The sequence below is a fragment of the Streptomyces sp. NPDC091281 genome, assembly GCF_044757425.1.
In the GTDB taxonomy this organism is placed as follows: domain Bacteria; phylum Actinomycetota; class Actinomycetes; order Streptomycetales; family Streptomycetaceae; genus Streptomyces.
Genome location: NZ_JBIVUY010000001.1, coordinates 455,707 through 471,983, shown reverse-complemented (window position 1 = coordinate 471,983; position 16,277 = coordinate 455,707). Strand labels below are relative to the sequence as shown.

The following is a 16,277-nucleotide window of genomic DNA, read 5'->3' as shown; positions in this document are numbered from 1 at the left end:
GCACCCCCCGCGCACAGCGCCCCCGCGCACGCCCCCCGATCCGTACGGCACGGGCGGGGCGCGTACGGCGGCCGGGGCTCAGTCCTCCTGCCGCCCCTCCATCGCCAGCAGCTCCTCGTTGGGGATGGCCCCGCCGAAGCGGCGGTCGCGGGAGGCGAACTCGATGCAGGCCCGCCACAGGTCACGGCGGTCGAAGTCGGGCCACAGGACGTCCTGGAAGACCATCTCGGCGTAGGCGCTCTGCCACAGCAGGTAGTTCGAGGTGCGCTGCTCGCCGCTCGGCCGCAGGAACAGGTCCACGTCCGGCATGTCCGGGTAGTACAGGTACTTCGCGAGGGTCTTCTCGTCGACCTTCGACGGGTCGAGGCGGCCCGCCCGCACGTCCTCGGCGAGGGCCTTCGCCGCGTCGGCGATCTCCGCGCGTCCGCCGTAGTTCATGCAGAAGTACAGCGTCAGCCGGTCGTTGTCCTTGGTCTGCTCCTGCGCGATCTGGAGCTCCTTGGCGACCGACTTCCACAGCTTCGGCATCCGGCCCACCCAGCGCACCCGGATGCCCAGCTCGTCGAGCTGGTCGCGGGACTTGCGGATGAAGTCGCGGTTGAAGTTCATCAGGAAGCGGACCTCGTCGGGCGAGCGCTTCCAGTTCTCGGTGGAGAAGGCGTAGAGCGAGATGTTGCGGACGCCGATCTCCACCCCGCCCTGGAGCACGTCCAGCACCCGCTCGGCGCCGACCTTGTGGCCCTCGGTGCGCGGCAGCCCGCGCTCCTTCGCCCAGCGCCCGTTGCCGTCCATGACGATCGCCACGTGCTCGGGGACCAGCTCGCCGGGCACCTTCGGCGCGCGCGCCCCCGAGGGGTGCGGTTCCGGCGCCTTGTACTCCCGGCGCTGCCGCCCCAGGAACCCGCGTACGACCATGACCTACTCGCTCCTCTACTGCCGCTACCACTACTACTGCCGGTACTGCTGCTGGTACTGCTGCTCGTATTGCCGCTACTGCCGCTGCTTCGGTACGCGTCCGGGCGTCTACTGCTTCTCCACGTAGCGCAGGGACCGCAGTCCGCGCTCCAGGTGCCAGTGCAGGTAGGCCGAGACCAGGCCGCTGCCCTCCCGCACATGGCGCGCCTCGGTGGCGTCCGCCGTCTCCCAGTCTCCCGTGAGCAGCGCGCCCAGCAGCACCAGGGTCTGCGGTGAGGGTACGACGCTGCCCGCGACCCGGCAGTCGGCGCAGACGGAGCCGCCGGAGGCGACGGAGAAGAACCGGTTCGGGCCGGGCATCCCGCACTTCGCGCAGTCGCCGAAGCTCGGCGCGTAGCCGTTGACGGCGAGGGAGCGCAGCAGGAACGCGTCGAGGACCAGGTGGGGGGCGTGCTCGGCGCGGGCGAGGGTGCGCAGCGCGCCGACGAGCAGCAGGTACTGCTGGACGGCCGGTTCGCCCTCGTGGTCGGTGAACCGCTCGGCGGTCTCCAGCATGGCGGTGCCCGCGGTGTAGCGGGCGTAGTCGCTGACGATGCCGCCGCCGTACGGCGCGATGGTCTCGCTCTGCGTGCACAGCGGCAGCCCGCGGCCGATCAGCTCGCTGCCGCGCGCGAAGAACTGCACGTCGACGTGGGAGAACGGCTCCAGGCGGGCGCCGAACTTGGACTTGGTGCGCCGCACCCCGCGGGCGACGGCGCGGACCCGGCCGTGGCCGCGGGTGAGCAGCGTGATGATGCGGTCCGCTTCGCCGAGCTTCTGGGTGCGCAGCACGATGCCGTCGTCGCGGAACAGACTCATGGGTCCCATTCTCGCCCACGCGGCGGCGGGGGCGGGCCGGACGGCTACGATCCCCCGGTCCGCGACGGACGACGTGCGGGCGGAACGCGCGGCGGGCGGAGCACGGACGGAACGCGGTCGGAGTGCGGTCGGAGTGCGGGAGGTGCGGGTGGTGGCGGCGCGGCGGGGGCTGGGGCGGTCGTTCGGATGGCTGTGGGCGGCGTACGCGGCGAGCACGTTCGGTACGTGGCTGGCGTTCGACGCGTTCGCGCTGATCGCGGTGCTGGTGCTGGCGGCCGGTCCGGCGCAGGTGGCGGCGCTCGCGGCGACGGGACCGGCGGTCGGGGCGCTGCTGTCGCTGCCGCTGGGCCCGTGGGTGGAGTTCCGCCGCAAGCGGCCGGTAATGATCGGCGCGGACCTGGTGCGGTGCGCGGCCCTGCTGAGCGTGCCGGTGGCGTACGCGTACGGGGTGCTCGGGTTCGGGCAGCTGCTGGCGGTGGCGGCGGTGGTGGCCACGGCCGACATCTGCTTCACGGCGGCGAGCGGCGCCTTCCTCAAGCACCTGCTGCCGCCGGAGGACCTCCTCACCGCCAACGGCCGCCTGGAGTCGACGACGTGGACCGCGACGATGCTCGGCCCGCCGCTGGGCGGCGCCGCGATCGGCCTCTTCGGGCCGGTGACGACGGTCGTGGCGAACGCGGTGAGCTTCCTGCTGTCGGCGGCGGGCCTGGGCGCGGTCCGGCACGAGGAGAAGCCGCCCGCGCCCGAGGGGGCGACGTCCCGGCGGCTGGGCGCGGGCGACCTGCTGCTCGGCTGGCGGCACCTCCTCGGGTCGGCCGCGCTGCGCCCCCTCTTCCTCAACGCCGTGCTGGTCAACGGGCTGATCATGGCGTCGGCGCCGCCGCTGGCGGTGCTGATGCTGGGCCCGCTGGGGTTCGCGCCCTGGCAGTACGCGCTGGCGTTCGCGGTGCCCTGCGCGGGCGGGCTGGCCGGGGCGCGGCTGGCACCCCGGCTGGTGGCCCGGTACGGGCGGCGCCGGGTGCTGCGCGTCGCGGGGACGCTGCGGGCGTGCTGGCCGCTGGGGCTGGCGTGCGTGCGGCCGGGGCCGGGCGGGCTGGCGCTGGTGATGGGCGTCGAGCTGGGGCTGATCACCTGCGCGGGCGTCTACAACCCGGTGCTGGCCACCCGCCGCCTGGAGCTGACCCCGGGCGACCGCGTGGTCCGTACGCTCGCCGCCTGGACGGTCGGCACCCGCGCCTCGATCGCCGTGCTCACCGCGCTGTGGGGCGTCCTGGCGGCGCTGACCGGCCCGCGGACGGCGATCGCGGCGGCGGGCGTCCTGCTGCTGGCGACGCCGCTGCCGCTGCTCGCAACCACCCGCCGGGCGGCGACGTCCGTGACAGAGGGGGCCACGGAGACCACCGTGGTGCCCTGACCTGTCACCCCTGTCACGGGACCGTGTCACCTGACCCGGTCCACGGACCCTGTCACCGACGGACGGAGAGACCCATCCGAGTCCCGACGAACCGCCGCACCCTGCTCGCCGCCACGGCCGCCACAGCCGCGAGCACCGCCGCCGCCCTGCTGACCGGGGGCACGGCCCACGCCGCCCCGGACCGCGCCCGCACCACCGGTCACGCCGGCACCACCGGCACCACCGGTCACGACGACAACGCTGTCTCCGCCCGGCTGCGCGCCCTGGAGGAACGGCACGGCGCCCGGCTGGGCGTCTTCGCGTACGACGTGCGCGGGCGGCGCGCGATCCGGCACCGGGCCGGTGAACGCTTCCCGGTCTGCTCGCTGTTCAAGGTCCTCGCGGCGGGCGCCGTACTGCGCGACCTGGACCGCCACGGGGAGGTCCTGGCCCGCCGGGTCCACTGGACCGCCGCCGACGTGGTGTCCAACTCGCCCGTCACCGGCACCGAGGAGCACATCGAGAACGGCCTGACCGTCGCGGAGCTGTGCGAGGCGGCGATCTGCGACAGCGACAACACGGCCGGGAACCTGCTGCTGCGCGCGCTGGGCGGCCCGGACGCGGTCACCCGCTTCGCCCGCTCCCTGGGCGACCGGACGACCCGCCTGGACCGCTGGGAGCCGGACCTCAACTCCGCGGAGCCGGGGCGGGAGACGGACACCACCAGCCCGTACGCGATCGCCCGTTCCTACGCCCGCCTGGTCCTCGGCGACGCCCTGCCGCCCGCCGACCGGGACCGTCTGACGTCCTGGATGCGCGCCACCCGCACCAGCGGCAACCGCTTCCGCGCGGGCGTCCCCGCGGGCTGGACGGTCGCCGACAAGACCGGCGGCGGCTTCTACGGCGCGGACAACGACGCGGGCGTCCTGTGGACCCCCGACGGCCGTCCGGTCGTCCTCGCGGTCCTCCTCACGAAGCCGGACCGGGACGCGGCCTACGACCACGAACTGATCGTGCGGGTGGTCGAGTCGGTGGTGGAGGCGGTGGGCTGAGCACGGCTCCTCCGCGGTCAGGCGCCGTCGGCGTCCGGGTCGGAGCCTGGGGTGAGGACGGGCAGGCTGTCGGGGCTGCCGTTGGGGGAGATCTCGGCGGCGGCGTCCCAGAGCTGGTTGAAGCGGCGGATCACCGGCTGCACCTCGTCCGCGCGGGCGTTGACGGTCGTGGAGGAGTTCACGCTGAGCTGGTCCGCGTGGATCTCGTAGGACAGCGCGCCGTCGAAGACGATGAAGTCGATCATCCGGCCGCGCCGCAGATGCGCCGGGAGGCTTTCGAGGGCGACGACCCGGACGTCGATGCCGATGTCGCGCTGCTCGGCGCAGATCGGGGCCAGCGCGGAGCGTTCCTGTGCCGCCCGGACGATGAACAACCGCCGTACGGTGACGCCCCGTTCGAGGATCGCCTCGCGCTGGGCGGTGAGGTAGCGGCTGGCGGGTTCGGAGGACCAGAAGCCCTCGTCGACGACGGTGGTGCTGATGGCGTCGATGCTGGTGCGGGTGCACTTGGTCAGCGTCATCAGCCAGTCGTGGTTCTCGCCGGGTGTCTCCGCCATGAGGTTGGTGAGGTCCTCCATCTGCGCGGCGAGGCGGTTGATCTCCTCGTGGGCGAACTCGTGGAGGATGTCGGGCCCGGTGGAGACGACCTTGGTGGCGTGCTCGGCGAGCCGGGGCACGCCGTCGCCGCGTAACTTCTCGACCTCGTTGAAGAGTTTGGTGGCCTCGCCTATGTCGGCGAAGCGCTTCTCCACGACGTCCCTCAGTTCGCTGAGCTGGTTCACGAAGGACGCCATGAACTGGACGATCAGCACGGTGCCGCCGCACAGCACCGACAGCACCAGTTGCCAGGGGCCCTCGTCCTGGGGCAGCAGGACATTGGTGAGGACGTAGACGACGCCGCCGACGACGACGGTGACGAGGAGTTTCACGGTCAGGCGGCGCGCGCTGTCGTTGTCGGGCCGCGCCGGGCCGCCGCGCGGATGCGGACTCGTGGGTGCGCTCATCTCTCTTTCTCCCCCAGTGTGTTCGGTCGGTGGGTGCGGTCGGTGTGTTGGGTCGATGGGTGCGGTCGGTGGGTGCGGTCGGTGGGTGTGGTCGGTGGTCAGGACGGGGTCAGTGCCTCGCTGCGGGTGAGGAGCTGGACGGCGAGCTGGTCGCGGATGCGCTGGGACAGCGCGGCCCACTGCCGGCTGAAGCCGGGTGCCTCCTCCAGCGCGTGCCAGAGGGTGTCGAGGGCGCGGTCGGTGCGGGCGCGGGGCATCCACAGGTGCAGCAGGTGGTCGACGAGCGGGCGCAGCGTCTTCAGGGCGGCCCGTCCGTCGCCGGAGCCGAGGCGCAGGCCGTCGAGTTTGTCGCCGACGGTGGTCAGCAGCCAGTCGTGCAGGGCGAGGTCCTCGCAGAGCGCGGCGACGGCGGCGGGCGGGATGCCGGGCGGCAGGCGGAGTTCGACCTGGCGGCGGCCGTCGTCGCCGACGGTGAAGCGGGGTGCCTGGTCGGTGCCGTCGGTGGCGGGCAGGGCGGCCCAGCGGAGGCTGGTGTCGGTGGTGGTGAGGGGCGCGTCGTGGTCGAGGAGGCGGTGCTGCCGGGAGATCCGGGCGAGGAGGCTCTCGGCGACGGAGCCGACGTCGAGTTCGTCGGGCTGCTGCCCGGCGAGGAAGCCGGTGGCGACGGCCCGCGCGGGCAGCTTGCCGACGGGGACGAGGACGCCGGGCCGCACCAGGTAGTACCCCCAGGGCCGCCGCCGGTCGGGGCCGTCGGCGGGGGCGGCGAAGTGGGCGGTGGACTGCAGGACACGGCCGCCGACGAGGGCGGCGCGGGCGGTGACGGTGCCGACGGCGCGGACCTTGGCGCCGCCCGCGGCGGGCAGGCGGCAGTCGACGCCGGTGAGGACGTCCGGGGAGACGGCGTGGCGGTTGGGGCGGCGGGAGACGCGGACCCGTTCGTCGGCGCGCAGCCGCAGCACTTCTTCGGCGGTCCGCTCGTCGACGGCGTCCCGGTTCGGCAGCAGGCAGGTGCGGACCTCGCCGCAGACGAGGACGGGGGCGTGGGCGGCTGCGGGCGCGGCCGGTGCGCCCGGCGGGGCCGTGTCCGGGTGCGGCGGTGTCATGTCAGAGTCCCGGCGGGAAGACGTAGGAGGTGCGGTCGACGACGCCCGCGGGGACCGGGGTGCCCTCCTGGGCGGAGCGTTCGGCGACCTGGCGTAACGCCTCGGCCTCGACGTGGACCTGGTCGAGGACGACGCGTACGGCGTGCTCGACGGGCAGGAACCGGGCGGGCAGGACGCTGCACGTGGCGTACGCGGTGAAGGGCGCGGCCCGCGGGTCGAGGCGGACGACGGCGGGCAGCGCGTCCCAGTCGGCGGGGAAGTCGCGGTCGTCCCAGGGGACGGGGGTGAGGACGGCGCGTCCGTCCTGGCGGAGCAGTCCGAGGCGGACGAGCTGCCAGACGGAGGCGAGGAAGGCGCAGGACCAGACGCGGGCGTCCTCGGGCCCGCTCCACAGTTCGACGTCCATGAAGACGGAGTGTCCGCGGGCGCCGGTCTCGCTGGGCGGGGTCCAGACGGCGCCGTCGGCGTCGAGGGCGGCGGAGGTGCGCCGGGTGGGGGTGCGGCGGCCGTTGGTGAGCCAGCCGGTGCGGCTGACGGGCGGGCGGAAGCCGTTGCCGCCGGGCGGCGGGGACTCCACGAGCCGGTGCAGGACGGACTCGGCGGGTTCGACGCGGTCGCGGGGCGCGGGGCGGCCGGGGAGGGGGGCGGGGGCGGCGCAGCCGGACTCGCGGGCGAGGTAGTCGACGGTGAGTCCGGCCTCGGCGGCGGCGGCCAGCAGCGGCGGGATCAGCTCGGCGGGGGTGGAGAGGCGGCTGAAGTAGTCGTCGATGAGGAAGCAGGTGCTGATCCGGGGCCGCCGTCCGGCGGGCAGGGGTCCGACGGCGGCGCGCGCGGCGTCCGCCCAGGGCTTGACGGCGGCGAAGTGGCGGCGCAGCCGGTCGGGGCCCTCGGCGAAGTCCTCCATGTACAGGTGGCCGAGTTCCAGGGAGAGGTGGGCGAACGGCACGGCCTCGGTGCGGGGTTCGGCGCTGGTCTCGCGGAAGACGGCGCCGGGCCCGCTCATCGCCGTTCTCCTCGGGTCGCGTTCACAGCTGCCCCCAGTACGTGTCGTCCGTCAGGCGTTCGGCGAGTTCGCCCATCTTCTGCCAGGTCTCGACCTGGGCGATGCGGCTGTCGTGGACGTCCTCGTCGGTGATGAGGCGCTCCTGCCACTGGAGGACGGGTTCCAGCGGAATGGACGCCAGCACGCGGGTCTTGCCGATGCCGCGGGACGCCGCGATTTCCTCCAACTGCGTGTCGCACTGCCGCATCCACGCGTACTGCGCGGGCGAGACCTGCGACCAGAGCGGGGACTCCAGATCGGGTACGGCGGCGCGGACGAAGCGGATCGAGGCGGAAAGCGCGTTCTCGTCGTGGCCCATGGCGGTACCGGCCCGCAGAATCCCCTGTTTTCCGTACACGAGTTCGGCGCCCGCCGTCACGTGCTGGCGGGTCCAGCGGTGATAGACGAGCCAGCGGGTTTTCAGGCGGCCGAGTCCGCCGCGGGGTGAGGTGGCGGCGAGGACGAGGTCCATCGCATAACTGCGTCCGGCGCTCAAGTCCACGATGATGACGTCGAATTCGCGTTTCAGACGGAGTATCAGGTCGACGCAGCGGTGCAGGTTCTCGTCGTCGGTGACGAATTCCCCGCCGGTACGGTCGCCGGGCAGCAGCACCAGCCGTCCGGAGCCGCCGGGGCGGCTGCGCAGCACGGGGTGTTCCGTGCGGGACCAGACGTCGACGCGGAGCGGCTCGCCGGTCTTGCCCTTGAGGTAGGAGTGCAGGCCGCGCCCCTCGGCCTCGGCGAGGACGTCGGGCAGGTCGAACACGGCGGCGGCGGTGGGCGAGCCGAAGTCGAAGTCCAGGTAGCAGACGTCGTCGCCGTCGAGGGCGCGGTGGTAGGCGAGGTTGGCGCTGGTCACCGAGCGGCCGGTGCCTCCCTTGTCGGAGGCGGCGAACACGAGCACCGCTCAGACCCCCCGGTACGCGGAGGCGCCGCGGGCGCGGGCGAGCACGTCGAGCCGGGTGAGGACGCCGAGGGCGAGGGCGTAGGCGCTGCCGGGCTGCGCGTCGACGAGGAGGCGGGCGCGGCGCAGGTCGGCCTCGATGCCCTTGATCTCCTCGCCCTGGGGGCTCTTGGGGGCGGGCGCGGGCTGCTCCATCTGTTCCTTGCCGAGGAGGTGCGCGGCCTCGCTGAGCAACGACCGGGCGAGGAGGGAGAGTTCGGCGCTGCGGATGGGCGGCTGGTCGTAGAGGGCGTGGGCGGCGACCATGCATTCGGTGACGCGCTCGGTCATGCTCCAGGAGAGCGGGCCCTGGCGGGAGGGGCCGGTGTCGGCTCCCGGGTAGACGGCGTGCACGTCGTCCCAGAGTCCGGCGCCCTCGCCGTCGCTCTTCCGGCGTTTCCAGAGGTGGTCGAGGATGTCCTCGGCGAGCCGCAGCAGGCGGTCCTGGGAGGCGATGTTCCGGGACAGGGCGCAGAGCTGGACGGTCCGTTTGAGGAGTTGGGCGGAGAAGTCGGCCATCGTCCAGGTCATGGGCGGGCCGAGGGTCTCGCCGCCGAGCAGGGGCAGGGTGACGCCCGGGTGGTGCAGGCCGATGGCACGGTCCTCGCGGGTCATGCCGCTGGTGATGCGGCCGCGTTCGGCGAGGCGTTCCATGACGCCGACGGTGCGGGTGAGGTCGTCGTCGGTGGCGCGGCGGCGGACCAGGTCGTGGACGAGGATGGAGGCGACGGAGAGGGAGAAGTACTCCGATTCCAGTTGCTGGAGGGTGGTGCGCCAGGGGATCTGTTCCAGCGGCCAGGTGGTGTCGCCGAAGCGGGCGATGGCGGACCAGTACTGCTGGGTGATCTCCCAGCGCAGCCGGAGCGCGTCGGCGAGTTTCTGCTGTTCGGGGGTGAGCAGGCCGAGGACGAGGGTGCGCTCGGAGAACAGGTCGGGGATGCCGTCGAGGGCGACGACGGTGAAGTACAGGTAGGGCGTGGGGTGGGCGACGCCCTCGGGCTGTTTGCCGACGCCCTGGGCGGTCTCCGCCTCCAGTTCGACCTCGGGTGCTCCGGCGACCAGGCTCCAGGCCCAGCCGCACTCGAAGAGCCGGTTCTCGTTGCGGAGTTCGTCGGTGACGTCGGAGTCGAGGCCGAGGATGAGGCTCTCGCTGATGACGGCGCGGAGTTGCCGGAAGCGTTCCTGGAAGCGCTGGAGGGTCTGGCGTTCGGAGAGCTGTCCCTGGCCGAGCATCCGGGTGAGGGCCTGGCCCTGGTCGGAGGTTACGTCGACGACGTTGACGGTGAAGGAGCGCAGCAGGCTGACCATGGCGGCGGTGAGCCGGGCGCTGGTGGCCTCCTGGAGCCGGTCGATCTGGGCGAGGGTGCTGGTGCGCTGGGTCTTGCCCCGGTAGACCTTGAGGAAGCCGAGGGTGGCCAGGCACAGGGTGACGGACATGGAGAAGCTGTCGACCACTCCCAGGTCCCGCTGTTCCTCGGTGAGTTCGCGCTCGGGGTCCTGGGGGGAGAAGTAGTGGCCGCCCGCGAAGGTGGGCCGTTCCTCGCCGCGGTGCTTGGTCATGAAGTCGGCGAGGACCCCGACGAGGTGTCCGGGGATCTCGCTGGAGTCCCCGACGCTGCGCAGCGCCCGCTCGACGTCCCGCTGGGTGGTGTCCGGGTCGTCGAGGCGGAAGGCGGTGATCTCGGTGGCCGGGTAGAGCAGGCAGAGCAGCCGCTCGGCGTCGGCGACGGAGCTGCGCCCGCCCCACTCGCCCCACTCCCATCGACCGCTGCCGAAGGAATGGCGGGCGACGGCCTGCCACACGTCGAGCAGATTCTGTCTCGGCTTGATCTGCATGCCCATTCCCCTCGCACAGGCCCGCTGCCACGAAATGCCCCGCATCGACCGCGCTTTCCGCACGGATCGTATGGATCGTACGGATCGCGTGGGTCGCGCCGACCGGAACCGGTTCTCCGGAGGCCAAAGCCGCATACCGGAGACCGGTGGAATATCAGGTGGTGCGTCGTCGCCCGCAGGCCAGAATCATTCCGGTGTATCCGTGCCGGACGAGCTGCTGGGGATTGTCCATCAAAGCGACCTCCATTCCGGCCGCGGCGTACGGGTCGAGCACATTGCGCACTTCTTCCTCGTCGATGTCGCGGGCGGGGAATTCTTGTGAACCGACGCGATATCCCTCGGAATGCTCCATGAATGCGGCGGCGAAAGGCGCGCCCGGTTTCAGGGCGTTCATGAAACAGCCGACACCGCGCCGGAACTCCTCCAGCGAGGTGGTGATGGATTCCGCGACGAAGAACATCGTGCCGAGGTCCCAGGCGGGTCCTCGGTCGCGGAGGTCGAAGAGGCTGCCGGACACCGGCTCCCCGACGGCCCGCCGCAGGCGATCCCGCGGGTCGGCGTCCAGGGCGGTGTAGGCCGCGCCCGCGCCGTCCTCGCCGCTCTTGAGGACCTCCCAGAACTGGTCCCAGTTGGCGTCGTAGCCGGGGAGTTGGCCGCGGAGGTAGTCGAGGTTGCGCGCGGACCGCTCCAGCAGCGTGATCCGGTCGCACCAGGGGAGCATGGCGAGGGCGGGATAGAGATTGGGCCCCGCGCCGACGTCGATGCCGACGGTCTCCGCACCCCGGCCCCGCCCGCCGCTCCCGGGCGCACCGGCCTCAGGAACAGCACCTCGCGGCCCACCGTCCCCGCGCGCGGCGGAATGATCACGGAAGTGATCGCGGAAGTGATCTCTGACCCGGACGAGGATCTCCCGGTCGACGGGCTGGATCTCCAGATAATTGCGCTTGATGTACTCCTTGGGATCGAACGCGTCCCAGGGCACATCGCCATTCAGCTTATCTTCGGCGAGCCATTCCGAGGTCATTGGTTCAGCCTAGCAGTCGCGGGCGGTCTTGAAGGAGCGGATGCATCGGGCAATGATGGAAGGTCGGGTATGGATATCGCACAAGAGCGAGCACCACGACCATTCACTTTGTCGATTCTTCACAAGGGGACGGTATGACTCCTCTTCCCGGAGTTCCCCGAGATCATTCTCGGTCGGCCACCGGTTCGCCCCTGAGCCAGGTGTCCGGAGAAAGGCTCTTCCACACCAGAGCGGCCACGGAGGAGGATCTCCGCCATATCGTCCGCCTCGACGAGGAGGCCTTCCCGACCGCCCCCTACCCCTACTTCGTGCTGCGTCAGTTGCTGGCCTCGTTCCCGGAGTACGTGTTCGTCGTCGCCGACGGGGACGTCCTGGTGGGGTACGTGCTGTCGACGCCGCCGGACGGGGCCCGCAGCTGGATACTCAGCCTCGGCATCTCCCCGCCGCTGCGCGGTCTGGGCCTGGGCAGGCGGCTGATGGCCACCTCGCTCGCCCACCTCCGCGCGCGGGGCGTGCGCCGGGTGACGCTCTCCGTGGAGCCGGGCAACACCACGGCGATCACCCTCTACCGCTCCCTGGGCTTCGTCGCGGACCCGGCCGGCCCGTACCCCGACTACTTCGGGCCCGGCGCCGACCGGCTCCTCATGTCCCTCACGGCCTGAGCCCCCGGCGGGCCCGCACGCCCCTGGTACGGGACCCCGGCGGCCCCACCCGTCCGGGGTACGGGACCCCGGCCGCCCTACACCTCCCCCACCCCCACCAGCTGGAACTCGATCCGCTCGTACGGTCCGTCCGTGCCCGTCTCGTACAGCAGGCCGATCGTGCGGGCGTCGATCTGGACGAGGTCGGAGTAGGCGGCGGGCTGGTCGGAGAGGGTGAGGGTGCGGGTGAAGGTGAGGCCCGCGTCGGTGCTGCGCCAGATCGCCATCGCCTGGCGGACGGTCGGCCGCGACGGCGCCGAGAAGAGCAACGGCGCCTCGAAGCCCTCCAGTTGGAGCACGCTGCCCTGCACGACCGGCGCGTCGGCGAGGGTGGGCTGGGCGGCGTAGGGGGCGACAAGGGTCTCGCCGCCGTCGGTGGAGCGGGCGTCGAGCCGGTTGCCGGGCACCGCCCCGCCCTGGTCGCGGGCGTTGAAGTACAGCGTGCCGTCGGGGAGTTCGGCGGCGATGCTCTCGTTGACGTTGGCGGTGCCGTCGTGGTCGCCGTCGACGAACCCGATCCGCCAGGTACGGCCGCCGTCGTCGCTGAGCAGGCTGTGCCCGGCGTAGTAGCGGTACTCGCGCCCGGTGTCGGCGGAGCCGGGCGGCGGCGGCGCGGAGTGGTTGGCGGGGACGACGAGGCGGCCCGCGTGCGGCCCGCGGGTGAGGGCGACGGCGTGTCCGGGGCCGGTGGCGTACCAGCGCCACTCGGGGAGCTTCGCCCGGTCGGTGATCTCCACGGCGTCGGTGAAGGTGAGTCCGTCGTCCCGGCTGAACTGGACGTGGACGCGGCGCCCCTGCTCCGGGGTGACCTCGCCGCGCATGATCTGCGCCTCGGTGACGTCGCCGTGGTTGGAGCAGCTGACGAGCACGAGGTCGCCGGTGCGCGGGTCGACGACGGGCGCCGGGTTGCCGCGGGTGTGCCCGCCGCCGGGCAGGACCACGCCGAGCGGGCTCCAGGTCTGGCCGCCGTCGGTGGAGCGCCGTACGACGAGGTCGATGTCGCCGGTGTCGCCGGGACCGTCGTGGCGGCCCTCGGCGAAGGCGAGGAGGGTGCCGCGCGGGGTCCGCACGACGGCCGGGATACGGAAGGACGCGTAGCCGTCCTGTCCGGCGGCGAAGGGGACGGTGGTGGTGCGGCGGCCCGCGGCGGCGGCCCCGGAGGCCGAGGTGAACGGGCTGAGCAGCACGGCGGCGGCGAGCAGACTGCGGCGCAGGTGGGACATCCCACTCCCAACGGAGGCGGCGACGGACCCCACCATGGTCACCGCTGGGCCCTGCGGGAGGGGGGTACGCCACGGCTCTGCCCCCACCGGAGCGCCCCCTGCGTCCCGTACGGGACCGTCAGGGCGGCGTCGGAGCGGCGTCCGGGTGACGTCAGGGCGTCCCGTAGGGGGACCCCAGGACGGTGTCCGGGCGTCCCGTAGGGGGACCCTCAGGAGGGTGTCCGGGGGACCCTCAGGACGGTGTCCGGGCCGCCGCCAGCAGCCTGCTCACGTCCTCCGTGCGCAGCGTCAGGGCCGCGCCGACGGTGGTGAGGACCTCGCGCTCGGCGGGGGTGTACGGACCGTCGGCGAGGGCGATGCGGGCGCCCTGGAGGAGGATCGCCTCGCGGCCCGCGGGGGCGAGGTGGGGGGCGAGGGGGTCCAGGGCCTCGTGCAGCTCTATCGCGAGGCCGGGCGCGCAGGGCTCGCCGTAGACCCGCCCGGTGTCGTGGGCGAGGGCGTCGACGAGCGCGGCGAGCTGGTCGCGGGTGCAGTCGGGGAACCCGGCCGCGCGGACCGCGACGGCGGCCGTCTCCAGGGAGGTCGTCGCGCAGGTGCCGCCCGCGGAGAGGACCGCGAGGGCGACGGTGTGGACGGCGTCGCGGAGCATCGCGGAGAAGCGGGTGGTGGTGGGGTGGTCGAGGGCGTCGGTGCCGTAGTGGCGGCGGCAGGAGGCGCACTCCACGACGGGCCCGGTCTCGCCGCGCGGCAGGACGGGCAGGCCGAGCAGGGTGAAGCGGCGGCGGCCGGTCATCCGCTGGTAGTTGCGGTCGCCCCCGCAGGCGGGGCAGAAGAACTCGCCGTCGCCGACGGGCGTCCACGCGGTGCGGCAGCCCAGGATGCGGGCCAGCCCGGTGGCACGGCCGTCTTGTCCCCGTCCTGGCAGCACGTCGCACCTCCGCGAAACACTGTGGCAACATCGCCACATGCTTGCGTGATGTTAGCCACACGGAGGACCCCTAGTCAGCACCCCGGACGAGACCTGCTCGTGACCTTCACGCGGGGATGGCCGATATACGACGGGACCCCGGCCGCCGCGAGGGGCGACCGGGGTCCGTAAACCGCCGGTGGGGGTGGTCAGCGGGCCGCGCGGTTGACGGCGGAGACGACCGCCTTCAGGGAGGCGCGGGTGGTGTTGGCGTCGATGCCGATGCCCCAGAGCACCTTGTCCCCGATGGCGCACTCGATGTACGAGGCGGCCTGCGCGGAGGCGCCCTCGCTCAGCGTGTGCTCCTGGTAGTCCAGCAGGCGTACGTCGACGCCGATGGATTCCAGGGCGTCGAAGAAGGCCGAGATCGGACCGTTGCCGGAGCCGGACAGGACGGTGTCCTCGCCGTCGACGACCGCTTCGACGGTGAGCGAGTCGACGCCGTCGGTGTCGGTGGTCGACTGGTTGGTGCGCACCTGGATGCGCCCCCAGGGGTTCTCGGGGTTGGGCAGGTACTCGTCCTGGAAGGCGGCCCAGATGTCCTTCGGGGTGACCTCGCCGCCCTCGGCGTCGGTCTTCGCCTGGATGATCTTCGAGAACTCGATCTGCATCCGGCGCGGCAGGTCCAGCTTGTGGTCGTTCTTGAGGACGTACGCGACGCCGCCCTTGCCGGACTGCGAGTTGACGCGGATGACGGCCTCGTAGGAGCGGCCGACGTCCTTGGGGTCGATGGGCAGGTACGGCACCGCCCACTCCAGGTCGTCGACGGTGACGCCGCGTGCGCGGGCGTCGGCCTCCATGGCGTCGAAGCCCTTCTTGATGGCGTCCTGGTGGGAGCCGGAGAAGGACGTGTAGACCAGGTCGCCCACGTACGGGTGGCGCGGGTGGACCTCCATCTGGTTGCAGTACTCCCACACGCGGCGGATCTCGTCGATGTCGGAGAAGTCGATCTGCGGGTCGACGCCCTGCGAGAACAGGTTCATGCCGAGGGTGACCAGGTCGACGTTGCCGGTCCGTTCGCCCTGCCCGAAGAGGCAGCCCTCGACGCGGTCGGCGCCCGCCATCAGGGCCAGTTCGGCGGCGGCGACGGCGGTGCCGCGGTCGTTGTGCGGGTGGATCGACAGGACGACGTGCTCGCGGCGGGTGAGGTGGCGGCCCATCCACTCGAACCGGTCGGCGTGCGTGGACGGCGTCGAACGCTCCACGGTGGCGGGCAGGTTGAGGATGATCTCGCGGCCGGGGCCGGGCTGCCAGACGTCCATGACCGCCTCGCAGACCTCCAGGGCGAAGTCCAGTTCGGTGTCGGTGAAGATCTCCGGGCTGTACTGGTAGCCGAACTCGGTCTCGGGGCCGAGCAGTTTCTCCGCGTACTCGACGACCAGGCGGGTGCCGTCGACGGCGATCTGCTTGATGTCGGCCTTCGAGCCGCGGAAGACGACGCGGCGGAAGACGGGCGCGGTGGCGTTGTACAGGTGGACGGTGGCGCGCTTGGCGCCCTTCAGCGACTCGACGGTCCGCTCGATCAGGTCCTCGCGGGCCTGGGTCAGGACGGAGATCGTGACGTCGTCGGGGATCGCGCCCTCTTCCTCGATGATCGAGCGCACGAAGTCGAAGTCGGTCTGACCGGAGGCGGGGAAGCCGACCTCGATCTCCTTGTAGCCCATCTTGACCAGCTGGTCGAACATCCGGCGCTTGCGCTCGGGCGACATGGGGTCGATCAGGGACTGGTTGCCGTCACGCAGGTCGGTGGAGAGCCAGCGCGGGGCGGTGGTGATCCGCTGCTGCGGCCAGGTGCGGTCGGGGAGGTCGACCTGCTCGTAGCGGCCGTACTTGTGGATCGGCAGAGAACTGGGCTGCTGGCGGTTCGCCATGGTGCGGTGGCTCCTCAGATGTCCGGATGGACGGCCGACGACGCAACGGCAAGCTCCGCGGGGAGGGGGTCGGCCTCGACTACAGGCCCTCGCCGCGGCAGCTAAGGAGAAGCAGCCCGAAACGCATAGTGCTCCGCACTCTATCCGAGCCCCGTACGACGCGCGGGCCCGTTCCAGTATGCGGGACCGGGCGGACATACGACGCATACGGCCGATCACGTACGGACGCCCCGAAGCGCCCGGCATACCACTCACCGTGAGCGGACAGCGCCGTATGTCACCGTATTTCACCAATCATGGTTGCAGGGGGTGACAGTCCTCTCACGCAGTGCCAAGGTGCCGGAC

The 16,277-nt window shown here is 72.3% G+C and carries 15 protein-coding genes; 4 read left to right on the top strand and 11 right to left on the bottom strand.

Going from position 1 to position 16,277, the window contains the following annotated elements:
* Positions 1-78: 78 nt before the first annotated feature.
* A complete protein-coding gene (locus ACIQPQ_RS02040) occupies positions 79-915 on the bottom strand; it encodes an isoprenyl transferase (RefSeq protein ID WP_401298479.1) in 837 nt (278 codons plus the stop codon).
* Between ACIQPQ_RS02040 and ACIQPQ_RS02035 the strand changes: the two genes are divergently transcribed.
* Entirely contained in the window at positions 914-1,042 is a 129-nt protein-coding gene (locus ACIQPQ_RS02035) for a hypothetical protein (RefSeq protein WP_401298476.1), read from the top strand. The two genes, ACIQPQ_RS02040 and ACIQPQ_RS02035, sit on opposite strands and share 2 nt — an antisense overlap.
* Here the strand turns inward: ACIQPQ_RS02035 and recO are convergent.
* Positions 1,024-1,773, bottom strand: coding sequence for a DNA repair protein RecO (gene recO, locus ACIQPQ_RS02030; RefSeq protein ID WP_383767329.1), 750 nt, complete (start codon positions 1,771-1,773; stop codon positions 1,024-1,026). The genes ACIQPQ_RS02035 and recO overlap by 19 nt on opposite strands.
* A 151-nt stretch (positions 1,774-1,924) precedes the next feature.
* Between recO and ACIQPQ_RS02025 the strand changes: the two genes are divergently transcribed.
* Together ACIQPQ_RS02025 and bla are read left to right on the top strand one after the other, a co-directional pair.
* Positions 1,925-3,187 (top strand): MFS transporter, encoded by a 1,263-nt coding sequence (locus tag ACIQPQ_RS02025; RefSeq protein WP_401299578.1) that lies wholly within the window; start codon positions 1,925-1,927, stop codon positions 3,185-3,187.
* A 74-nt stretch (positions 3,188-3,261) separates the two neighbouring features.
* A complete protein-coding gene (bla, locus tag ACIQPQ_RS02020) occupies positions 3,262-4,218 on the top strand; it encodes a class A beta-lactamase (protein ID WP_401299575.1) in 957 nt (318 codons plus the stop codon).
* 17 nt (positions 4,219-4,235) lie between these two features.
* Here bla and ACIQPQ_RS02015 read toward each other — a convergent pair whose 3' ends face one another.
* The 6 genes from ACIQPQ_RS02015 to ACIQPQ_RS01990 all read right to left on the bottom strand — a co-directional run bounded on the left by ACIQPQ_RS02015 (position 4,236) and on the right by ACIQPQ_RS01990 (position 11,170).
* A complete protein-coding gene (locus ACIQPQ_RS02015) occupies positions 4,236-5,222 on the bottom strand; it encodes a DUF6879 family protein (RefSeq protein ID WP_401298473.1) in 987 nt (328 codons plus the stop codon).
* 98 nt (positions 5,223-5,320) lie between these two features.
* A complete protein-coding gene (locus ACIQPQ_RS02010; protein WP_401298470.1) occupies positions 5,321-6,325 on the bottom strand; it encodes an SCO2521 family protein in 1,005 nt (334 codons plus the stop codon).
* A 1-nt stretch (position 6,326) separates the two neighbouring features.
* The gene (locus ACIQPQ_RS02005; protein WP_401298469.1) at positions 6,327-7,328 is read right to left on the bottom strand and encodes an SCO2522 family protein; all 1,002 of its coding nucleotides are present in this window, start codon (positions 7,326-7,328) and stop codon (positions 6,327-6,329) included.
* Between the two features lie 22 nt (positions 7,329-7,350).
* Positions 7,351-8,271, bottom strand: coding sequence for an SCO2523 family variant P-loop protein (locus ACIQPQ_RS02000; RefSeq protein ID WP_401298466.1), 921 nt, complete (start codon positions 8,269-8,271; stop codon positions 7,351-7,353).
* 3 nt (positions 8,272-8,274) lie between these two features.
* Positions 8,275-10,146 (bottom strand): SCO2524 family protein, encoded by a 1,872-nt coding sequence (locus ACIQPQ_RS01995; protein ID WP_401298464.1) that lies wholly within the window; start codon positions 10,144-10,146, stop codon positions 8,275-8,277.
* Positions 10,147-10,300: 154 nt separating this feature from the next.
* Positions 10,301-11,170, bottom strand: a complete 870-nt coding sequence (locus ACIQPQ_RS01990) for an SCO2525 family SAM-dependent methyltransferase (RefSeq protein ID WP_401298461.1) — start codon at positions 11,168-11,170, stop codon at positions 10,301-10,303.
* 200 nt (positions 11,171-11,370) lie between these two features.
* Between ACIQPQ_RS01990 and ACIQPQ_RS01985 the strand changes: the two genes are divergently transcribed.
* Positions 11,371-11,832 carry a GNAT family N-acetyltransferase gene (locus tag ACIQPQ_RS01985; protein WP_401298458.1) on the top strand — a complete coding sequence of 154 codons (462 nt, stop codon included), beginning with the start codon at positions 11,371-11,373 and terminating at the stop codon, positions 11,830-11,832.
* Positions 11,833-11,909: 77 nt separating this feature from the next.
* Here the strand turns inward: ACIQPQ_RS01985 and ACIQPQ_RS01980 are convergent, their stop codons facing one another.
* The 3 genes from ACIQPQ_RS01980 to leuA all read right to left on the bottom strand — a co-directional run bounded on the left by ACIQPQ_RS01980 (position 11,910) and on the right by leuA (position 15,932).
* Positions 11,910-13,094, bottom strand: coding sequence for an exo-alpha-sialidase (locus tag ACIQPQ_RS01980; protein ID WP_401298455.1), 1,185 nt, complete (start codon positions 13,092-13,094; stop codon positions 11,910-11,912).
* Positions 13,095-13,326: 232 nt separating this feature from the next.
* Positions 13,327-14,022: a TerB family tellurite resistance protein gene (locus tag ACIQPQ_RS01975; protein ID WP_401298452.1), complete on the bottom strand. Its 696-nt coding sequence runs from the start codon at positions 14,020-14,022 to the stop codon at positions 13,327-13,329.
* 188 nt (positions 14,023-14,210) lie between these two features.
* Entirely contained in the window at positions 14,211-15,932 is a 1,722-nt protein-coding gene (leuA, locus tag ACIQPQ_RS01970; protein WP_401298450.1) for a 2-isopropylmalate synthase, read from the bottom strand.
* Positions 15,933-16,277 lie beyond the last annotated feature (345 nt).

Coding starts and splice junctions, on each gene's coding strand:
- ACIQPQ_RS02035 (WP_401298476.1), top strand. CDS start 914: ATGACCTACTCGCTCCTCTACTGCCGCTACCACTACTACTGCCGGTAC.
- ACIQPQ_RS02040 (WP_401298479.1), bottom strand. CDS start 915: ATGGTCGTACGCGGGTTCCTGGGGCGGCAGCGCCGGGAGTACAAGGCG.
- recO (WP_383767329.1), bottom strand. CDS start 1,773: ATGAGTCTGTTCCGCGACGACGGCATCGTGCTGCGCACCCAGAAGCTC.
- ACIQPQ_RS02015 (WP_401298473.1), bottom strand. CDS start 5,222: ATGAGCGCACCCACGAGTCCGCATCCGCGCGGCGGCCCGGCGCGGCCC.
- ACIQPQ_RS02010 (WP_401298470.1), bottom strand. CDS start 6,325: ATGACACCGCCGCACCCGGACACGGCCCCGCCGGGCGCACCGGCCGCG.
- ACIQPQ_RS02005 (WP_401298469.1), bottom strand. CDS start 7,328: ATGAGCGGGCCCGGCGCCGTCTTCCGCGAGACCAGCGCCGAACCCCGC.
- ACIQPQ_RS01995 (WP_401298464.1), bottom strand. CDS start 10,146: ATGCAGATCAAGCCGAGACAGAATCTGCTCGACGTGTGGCAGGCCGTC.
- ACIQPQ_RS01990 (WP_401298461.1), bottom strand. CDS start 11,170: ATGACCTCGGAATGGCTCGCCGAAGATAAGCTGAATGGCGATGTGCCC.
- ACIQPQ_RS01980 (WP_401298455.1), bottom strand. CDS start 13,094: ATGTCCCACCTGCGCCGCAGTCTGCTCGCCGCCGCCGTGCTGCTCAGC.
- leuA (WP_401298450.1), bottom strand. CDS start 15,932: ATGGCGAACCGCCAGCAGCCCAGTTCTCTGCCGATCCACAAGTACGGC.